This window comes from Arhodomonas sp. KWT, from assembly GCF_010993615.1.
This window is the reverse complement of sequence record NZ_WNXE01000002.1, coordinates 8,287-15,853: the sequence shown is the minus strand read 5'-3', so window position 1 is coordinate 15,853 and position 7,567 is coordinate 8,287. Positions and strand designations below refer to the sequence as shown.

At 70.5% G+C, this 7,567-nt stretch carries 11 protein-coding genes; all 11 read left to right on the top strand.

Going from position 1 to position 7,567, the window contains the following annotated elements:
- On the top strand, window positions 1-666 hold a 666-nt coding region (locus G7A99_RS25050), incomplete at its 5' end, for a sodium:calcium antiporter (RefSeq protein WP_240466049.1).
- A 4-nt stretch (window positions 667-670) separates the two neighbouring features.
- Window positions 671-1,666, top strand: coding sequence for a KpsF/GutQ family sugar-phosphate isomerase (locus G7A99_RS01025; protein ID WP_163138673.1), 996 nt, complete (start codon window positions 671-673; stop codon window positions 1,664-1,666).
- Window positions 1,666-2,229 (top strand): HAD family hydrolase, encoded by a 564-nt coding sequence (locus G7A99_RS01020; protein WP_163138672.1) that lies wholly within the window; start codon window positions 1,666-1,668, stop codon window positions 2,227-2,229. The genes G7A99_RS01025 and G7A99_RS01020 overlap by 1 nt, the downstream gene beginning before the upstream one ends.
- Window positions 2,216-2,785, top strand: coding sequence for an LPS export ABC transporter periplasmic protein LptC (gene lptC, locus G7A99_RS01015; protein ID WP_163138671.1), 570 nt, complete (start codon window positions 2,216-2,218; stop codon window positions 2,783-2,785). The genes G7A99_RS01020 and lptC overlap by 14 nt, the downstream gene beginning before the upstream one ends.
- On the top strand, window positions 2,772-3,302 hold the full coding sequence (gene lptA, locus G7A99_RS01010; protein ID WP_163138670.1) for a lipopolysaccharide transport periplasmic protein LptA: 531 nt from the start codon (window positions 2,772-2,774) through the stop codon (window positions 3,300-3,302). Before lptC ends, lptA begins: the two co-directional genes overlap by 14 nt.
- Window positions 3,303-3,304: 2 nt before the next feature.
- A complete protein-coding gene (lptB, locus tag G7A99_RS01005; RefSeq protein ID WP_040409324.1) occupies window positions 3,305-4,039 on the top strand; it encodes an LPS export ABC transporter ATP-binding protein in 735 nt (244 codons plus the stop codon).
- Window positions 4,040-4,135: 96 nt separating this feature from the next.
- Window positions 4,136-5,611, top strand: a complete 1,476-nt coding sequence (locus G7A99_RS01000; protein ID WP_163138669.1) for an RNA polymerase factor sigma-54 — start codon at window positions 4,136-4,138, stop codon at window positions 5,609-5,611.
- A 19-nt stretch (window positions 5,612-5,630) separates the two neighbouring features.
- Window positions 5,631-5,957, top strand: a complete 327-nt coding sequence (hpf, locus tag G7A99_RS00995; protein WP_018717625.1) for a ribosome hibernation-promoting factor, HPF/YfiA family — start codon at window positions 5,631-5,633, stop codon at window positions 5,955-5,957.
- Window positions 5,958-6,095: 138 nt separating this feature from the next.
- A complete protein-coding gene (locus G7A99_RS00990; RefSeq protein ID WP_018717624.1) occupies window positions 6,096-6,566 on the top strand; it encodes a PTS sugar transporter subunit IIA in 471 nt (156 codons plus the stop codon).
- The gene (locus tag G7A99_RS00985) at window positions 6,563-7,348 is read left to right on the top strand and encodes an HPr kinase/phosphorylase (protein WP_163138668.1); all 786 of its coding nucleotides are present in this window, start codon (window positions 6,563-6,565) and stop codon (window positions 7,346-7,348) included. Before G7A99_RS00990 ends, G7A99_RS00985 begins: the two co-directional genes overlap by 4 nt.
- Window positions 7,329-7,567: RNase adapter RapZ (locus G7A99_RS25045; protein WP_305792303.1), on the top strand; the 239-nt coding region annotated here is incomplete at its 3' end. The genes G7A99_RS00985 and G7A99_RS25045, both read left to right, overlap by 20 nt.

The following is a 7,567-nucleotide window of genomic DNA, read 5'->3' as shown; positions in this document are numbered from 1 at the left end:
CTGCGCCGCGAGATCCCGCTACTGTTCGCGATCATGGCTCTCGCCTTCGTCTTCCTGCTCGACGGCCGGCTCGAGCGCTGGGAGGGCCTGGTCCTGCTCGCCGGCATGGCCGCCCTGCTGACCTGGATGGGGATACAGGGCCGCAACGGCGAGGAACCCGACCCACTGAGCGCCGAATTCGAGAGCGAGATCCCGACGGACCAGCCTCTCCGCACCAGTCTCCTGTGGCTGGCGGTGGGCCTGGTGGTGCTGCTCGCCAGCTCCCGGGCCCTGGTGTGGGCGGCGGTGAGCATCGCCGAGGCGCTCGGCGTGAGCGACCTGGTGATCGGCCTGACCATCGTCGCCCTGGGGACCAGCCTGCCCGAGCTCGCGGCGAGCTTCGCCAGCGCGCGCAAGGGCGAGCACGACATCGCCATCGGCAACGTCATCGGCTCCAACATGTTCAACCTGCTGGGCGTGATGGGCGTCGCCGGGGCCATCAACCCGCTGGACAGCGACCCGGCGACCCTGTACCGGGACATCCCGGTGATGGCCGGCATAACGCTGGTGTTCGCGGTGATGGCGTTCAGCCGCTACGGTCACGGGCGGATCAACCGCATCGAGGGCGCGCTGCTGCTGGCAGCGTATATTGGGTATCAGGCGTTACTCTACGTGTGTGAGACATAGCAGCATGAGCGAGAGACAGCCCCCCCGGGACGAGGACGCGGACCTCTGCCGCCTTGGCCGCGCGGTCATCGAGGTGGAGACCGAGGCGGTCAACGCCCTCGCCTCGCGCATTGACGCCGACTTCGCCCGCGCGTGCCGGCACATGCTGGCCTGCGAGGGGCGGGTGGTGGTCCTCGGCATGGGCAAGTCCGGCCACATCGGCGGCAAGATCGCCGCCACCCTGGCGAGCACGGGCACGCCGGCGTTCTTCGTCCACCCCGGCGAGGCCAGCCACGGTGACCTCGGCATGATCACGCCGCGGGACGTCGTGCTGGCCCTGTCCAATTCCGGCGAGACCGACGAAATCACCACCATCCTGCCGCTGATCAAGCGCCTGTCCGTGCCACTGATCGCGCTGACCGGCCGCCCGGAATCCACCATGGCCCGCTCGGCGAGCGTGCACCTGGACGTCAGCGTCGCCGAGGAGGCCTGCCCGCTGGGGCTCGCCCCCACCGCGAGCACTACCGCCGCGCTCGCCATGGGCGACGCCCTGGCGGTGGCACTGCTGGAGGCACGGGGGTTCACCCGCGAGGACTTCGCCCGTTCCCACCCCGGCGGCCGGCTGGGCCGGCGGCTGCTGCTGCGCATCGAGGACATCATGCACGGCGGCGAGCGCATCCCCCGGGTCCAGGCCGAGACGCCCCTCGGCGAGGCCCTGGTGGAAATGACCAACAAGGGCCTCGGCATGACCGCGGTGGTCGACGCCGAGGGTCACCTGCTCGGCGTATTCACCGACGGCGACCTGCGCCGCGCCCTCGACCGCGAGGTGGACGTGCACCGCACCCGGGTGGATGCGGTGATGACCCGCGGCGGGCGCACCATCACCCGGGACCGCCTCGCCGCCGAGGCCCTCGCGCTGATGGAGAATCACGGCATCAACGCGCTGCCCGTGGTCGACGAGCAGCGCCGTATCGTCGGGGCGCTGAACATGCACGACCTGCTGCGCGCGGGGGTGGTGTAATGGACGCCTTCGAGCACGCCTACTGCGGCACCCCGCCGGCGACGGTGGCCGGGCGCGCGGCCCACATCGGGGTGCTGGCGCTGGACGTGGACGGCGTGCTCACCGACGGTGGCGTCTACATCGGCGACGACGGCGAGCCCTTCAAGCGCTTCAACATCCACGACGGCAAGGGCATTGCCATGCTCCGGGACGCCGGCATCGAGGTGGCCATCGTCACCGCCCGGCGCTCCGGTGCGGTCGAGGCCCGGGCCCGGGAGCTGCGGATCGGCCACGTCCACCAGGGCGTTCGCGACAAGGCCGCCGCCCTCGCCGACCTGGCGAAGGGACTCGGCCTCGCCCCGCAGGCATGCGCCTTCGTCGGCGACGACCTCGTCGACCTTGCCCCCATGCGTGCCGCCGGGCTCGCAGTAGCCGTCGCCAACGCCCATCCCGCCGTGTGCGCCCGCGCCCACTGGGTCACCCGGCGCGGCGGCGGCGACGGCGCGGTGCGCGAGGTCTGCGAGCTGCTCCTCGGCGCCCGCGGCGTCCTCCGGCCATGGCTGAGCGACGATGCGCGAGCGTAGCCGCCGGACATTCCCACTGGTGGTCACCGCGCTCCTCGCGGCGCTGGCGTGGTTCTCCTTCGGCGGCCGCGACGACGACGGCGCGGGCACGGCACCGCCGGTGCGCGAGCCCGAGGCCCGCTACTACGCCACCGGGGTACGCATCGTCGCCACCGACGCGGACGGCAACCCCAGCGACGAGCTCCGTGCGCAGCGCGCCGCCTACTTCCCCGGCGCCGATCGCTGGGAGATGCAGCAGCCGCGCTGGCAGGGGCGCCGCAACGGGCGGCCGTGGCACGGCCGCGCCCGGCGCGCGGAGGCAACGCCCATCGGCGATCACGAGCGCCGCATCGTGCTCAACGGCGATGTCGAGCTCCACCGCGAGGCGCCGGACCCACTCACCCTGCTCACCGACACCCTCACCCTGGTGCCTGCCCGGGACTATGCGGAGACCGACGCGGCGGTGACACTGCGCACCCCCGCGAGCGAGATGACCGGTGTCGGCGCGCGGGCCTGGATGGACCGACAACAAGTGAGACTCCTCGCCAAAGTCAGGGGGACCTATGCGACCGAATAGCCTGATTCGCCTGCTCGCGGCCTGCCTGCTCGCCGTGGCCGGCTGCGCCCTCGCCCAGCAGGACAGCAGCAAGCAGCCACTGCACCTGAGCGCCGACACCGGCGAGCTCGACAACGTGCGCGGTGTAAGCACCTACACCGGCAACGTCGTCGTCACCCGCGGCCAGATGCGCATCACGGGCGATGTCCTGCGGGTCTACCGCGGCGACGGCGACACCCTGGACCGGATCGAGGTCGAGGGTGAACCCGCGACCTACCACGACGAGTCGCCGCAGCGCGAGACGCCGGTGGACGCCGAGGCGCCGACGATGACCTACTACTCCGGGCCGCCGGAGCGCATCGAGCTCTCCGGCGGTGCCACGCTCACCCGCGGGCGCGACGAGTTTCGCGGCGAGACGGTCAACTACGACATTGCCGCCGACCAGGTGAAAGCGGACAGCAGCAAGGACCAGCGCGTTCAGGTCACGCTCTTCCCCAAAAAGGACGACAGCGGCAACGACAGCGGCGACGGGCAGTGAGCATGGGGGAGACGGGACGCCTCGAGGCCACCGGCCTGATCAAGCGCTATCGACGGCGCAGCGTGGTCAGCGACGCCGCACTCGCGGTCGCCCCCGGCGAGATCGTGGGCCTACTCGGGCCCAACGGCGCGGGCAAGACCACCTGCTTTTACATGATCGTCGGCCTTATCCGTCCCGATGCCGGACAGATCCGCCTGGACGGTCGCGAGATCGGCCGGCTGCCCATGCACCGCCGGGCCCGGCTCGGCCTGGGTTACCTGCCCCAGGAGGCGTCGATCTTCCGCAAGCTCTCCGTGGCTGACAATCTCCTCGGGGTGCTCGAGCTGCGCCGCGATCTCGACCGCGGCCAGCGCCACGACGAGATGGAGGAGCTGCTCGAGGAGTTCAGCGTCGGCCACCTCCGCGATCAGCCCGGTATCAGCCTCTCCGGCGGCGAGCGCCGCCGGGTGGAGATCGCCCGGGCGCTGGCGGCCCGCCCCCGCGTGATACTGCTCGACGAGCCATTCGCCGGGGTTGACCCGATCTCCGTGCACGACATCCGCCAGATCATCCGCCACCTGGCCGAGCGCGGTATCGGCGTGCTGATCACCGATCACAACGTGCGCGAGACCCTGGGCATCGTCGACCGCGCCTACATCCTCAATGCCGGCGAGGTGATCGCCGAGGGCGACGCCCAGACGGTGCTCGCCGACGAGCAGGTCAAGCGCGTCTATCTGGGCGAGGATTTCCGGCTGTGACCGCCCGCGCTCAGGTGCAAGGCCGCTGCCTGTTGCATTACGATGGCGGCAAGCGGGCGCGGGCCGCCCGGCCAGCGGAGAGCTGACGAACGACCCATGAAACAGACGCTCCAGCTCCGACTCGGTCAGCAGCTGACAATGACACCCCAGCTGCAGCAGGCGATCCGCCTGCTGCAGCTGCCGACGCTGGAGCTGCGTGCCGAGATCCAGGAAGCGCTCGACTCCAACCTCATGCTCGAGACCGAGGACGAGCACGAGGCGGCCACCACCGAAGAGGCCCTGCGGGACGCCGGCACCGGGGACAGTGCCGGGCAGGCGGACGGCGAGCCGGCCGCCGAAACGACGAACACCGAGGATACGCGCCTGGGCGACGACCTGCCGCTGGACGGCAGCTGGGACGACATCTACGACGGCACCACGGCCTGGAGCCGCGGCAGCGGCGAGGTCGATGACTACGATCCGGTCTCCCGCCTGGCCGCCGCCAGCGAGAGCCTGCGCGAGCACCTGATCTGGCAAATCCAGCTCGGCGAATTCACCCCCCGCGCATTCGCCATCGCCGAGGCGATCATCGACGCGGTCAGCGACGACGGCTACCTGAACACCGACGAGGCCGACATTCTCGCGGCCCTGCCCGGGGACTGGGCGGTGGGCCACGAGGAATTCCTCGAGGTGCTCGGCGAGGTGCAGCGACTCGACCCCGTGGGCGTGGCCGCGCGTGACCCCCGGGAATGCCTGGCCCTGCAGCTCGAGCAGCTGCCGGAGGACACCCCGTGGCTCGCGCAGGCACGGTTGCTGCTCGACGAGCACCTGGATCTGCTGGTCAACCGACAGCTCGCCCAGATCAAGCGCCGCATGCAGCTCGACGACGAGGCCCTGGGCGGCATCATCGAGCTGATCCGGGGGCTCGACCCCCACCCGGGCCTGCGCTACGGTAGCAACAATACGGAATACGTCATCCCCGACGTCTTCGTCCGCCGCGAGGACGGGCGCTGGCAGGTGGAGATCAACCCGGATGCCTTTCCCCGTGTCCGCATCAACGCCGACTATGCGGCCATGGTCCGCCGCGCCGACCGCAGCCGCGAGAACAGCCTGATGCGCGAGCACCTCCAGGAAGCGCGCTGGCTGATCAAGAGCCTGCGTTCGCGCAACGACACCCTCCTGCGCGTGGCCCATTTCATTGTCGACCACCAGCACGACTTCCTCGAACGCGGCGAGGAGTTCATGCAGCCGCTGGTGCTGCGCGAGGTCGCCGAGGCCGTGGAGATGCACGAATCCACCATCTCGCGGATCACCAACCGCAAGTACATGCACACCCCGCGCGGGACCTTCGAGTTCAAGTACTTCTTCTCCTCGCACGTGCAGACCGCCGACGGCGGCGAGTGCTCCGCCACCGCGATACGGGCGCGTATCCGCCGCCTGATCGCCGGCGAGGACCCGCGCCGCCCGCTCAGTGACAGCCGCATCGCCACCATCCTGCAGGACGAGGGGATACACGTCGCCCGCCGCACCGTGGCGAAATATCGCGAGGCCATGGCGATCGCGTCCTCGACGGACCGAAAGCGCCTCGCCTGAGAACCACAAAGGAGGCTCTATGCAGATCGACATCACCGGCCACCACATCGAAGTGACCGACTCGCTGCGCGACTACGTCAACGAGAAGTTCCAGAAACTCGAGCGTCACTTCGACAACGTCGTCGATGTGCATGTCATCCTCACGGTCGAGAAGCTGACCCACAAGGCGGAAGCCACCCTTGTCCTGAGCGGCGCCCGCTTGTTCGCCGACGCCACCGATGAGGACATGTACGCCGCCATCGATGCACTCACGGATAAACTCGATCGCCAGGTGGTCAAACACAAGGAGAAACGCGCGGATCATCGCCGTAACGAGGGGCCGGTGAGCCAGGCCCTCGAGGAATGATCCATCGTTGCCGGCCGGGGTGGCCGGCAGACCAGTGACCACGCCGGCGGCGGGCCTGCCAGACCGGGCGCAGGGAGGTGCCTCGGGCCCGTACCGCCGCCGACGTGCCGGACAACGCCAGTTCAGGGCCGGGGCACCATGAACATTGCAGCACTGCTCTCCCCCGAGCGGGTTCGCTACGGGGCGCATGCCACCAGCAAGAAGCGCAGCCTGGAGCTGCTCTCGGAACTGCTCAACGAGGATGCGACCGGTCCGGACACCCGCAGCATCTTCGAGAGCCTGATCGGACGCGAGCGGCTCGGCAGCACCGGTCTGGGCCGGGGCGTCGCCCTGCCACATGCCCGGCTGCCGGGCCTGGATGCCCCTGTGGCGGCGGTGCTCAACCTCGACACGGGCGTGGATTTCGACGCCGTCGACCGTCAGCCGGTGGATCTGCTCTTCGCGCTGCTCGTGCCGGAAGAGTCCACCGACGAGCATCTGCGCATCCTCGCCACGCTGGCGGAGATGTTCAGTGACACGGCCTTCTGCGAGCATCTCCGTGCCAGCGGCACCGACCGTTCCCTCTACGAGCAGGTGTCACAACGGCTGGTGGACGGCGCGCCGGCATGACGCCTCGGCTGCGCATCCCCCGCACCGCCCTGGCACGGGCGCTCGGGGCCGCGGCGCACGGCGGCGGCGAGACCGTCGAGCTACCCGTGGATGCACCGCGCTGGCTCGGTGGCGACGCCCCGGTACGCCGTGGCGCCACCGACGCGGACGGCGCCTGCCTGATCGTCTGCGAGTCCGCCGACGCCGCGCCGGCCGACGGCACGCCCTGGATGACACTGGAGGCGGACGACGAGGCCCTGGCCTGGCGAATCGATCGCGCCCTCGTCCGCCTTGCCGGGCGCCCCGGAGTCCCCGGCACCCTGGTTCGCATCCATGGTCACGGGGTCCTGCTCAGGGGGGCCGAGGGCACGGGCAAGAGCCACACGGCACTGGCCCTGCTCGATCGCGGGCACGCCCTGGTGGCCGACGATCTGGTGACACTCGCCGCCGCCAGCGCCACCCCCGAGGGCCGCGCCCCCGACGAGGGCCCCCGCGGACGGCTCGCCGTACGCGGTCTCGGCGTGATCCGGGTGGACGAGCACTTCGGGGATGCGGCGCTGGCACGGCGCGCCCCGGTGGTCCTGGAAGTAGTACTCGCGCCCGGGGCGAGTGCGGACCCGCTGACCGGGGGCTGGGCCACCGGCGGACTGCTCGGACGCCCCCTGCCCCGGCTGACCCTGGCCCCGGGCCCCATGACCGCCCTGCTCATCGAGGCAGCGGTACGCGAGTGCCGTCAGGCCGGCGGCATTACGCACGGCCAAGCGAGCGCGGAGGACCGACTGAATGCGGCTCGTCATCATTAGCGGGCTGTCCGGATCGGGCAAGAGCGTGGCACTGAGCACGCTGGAAGACACCGGATTCTACTGTATCGACAACCTGCCGGTGGACCTGCTGGAGGCCTTTGGCCGCCACATTACCGCCGTTGCCGGGGACGAGCCCGGCAACGACCGCTACGCCGTGGGCGTGGACGCGCGCAACCGCCCATCGGACCTGGCACGCATCCCGGCGATACTGGATCAGCT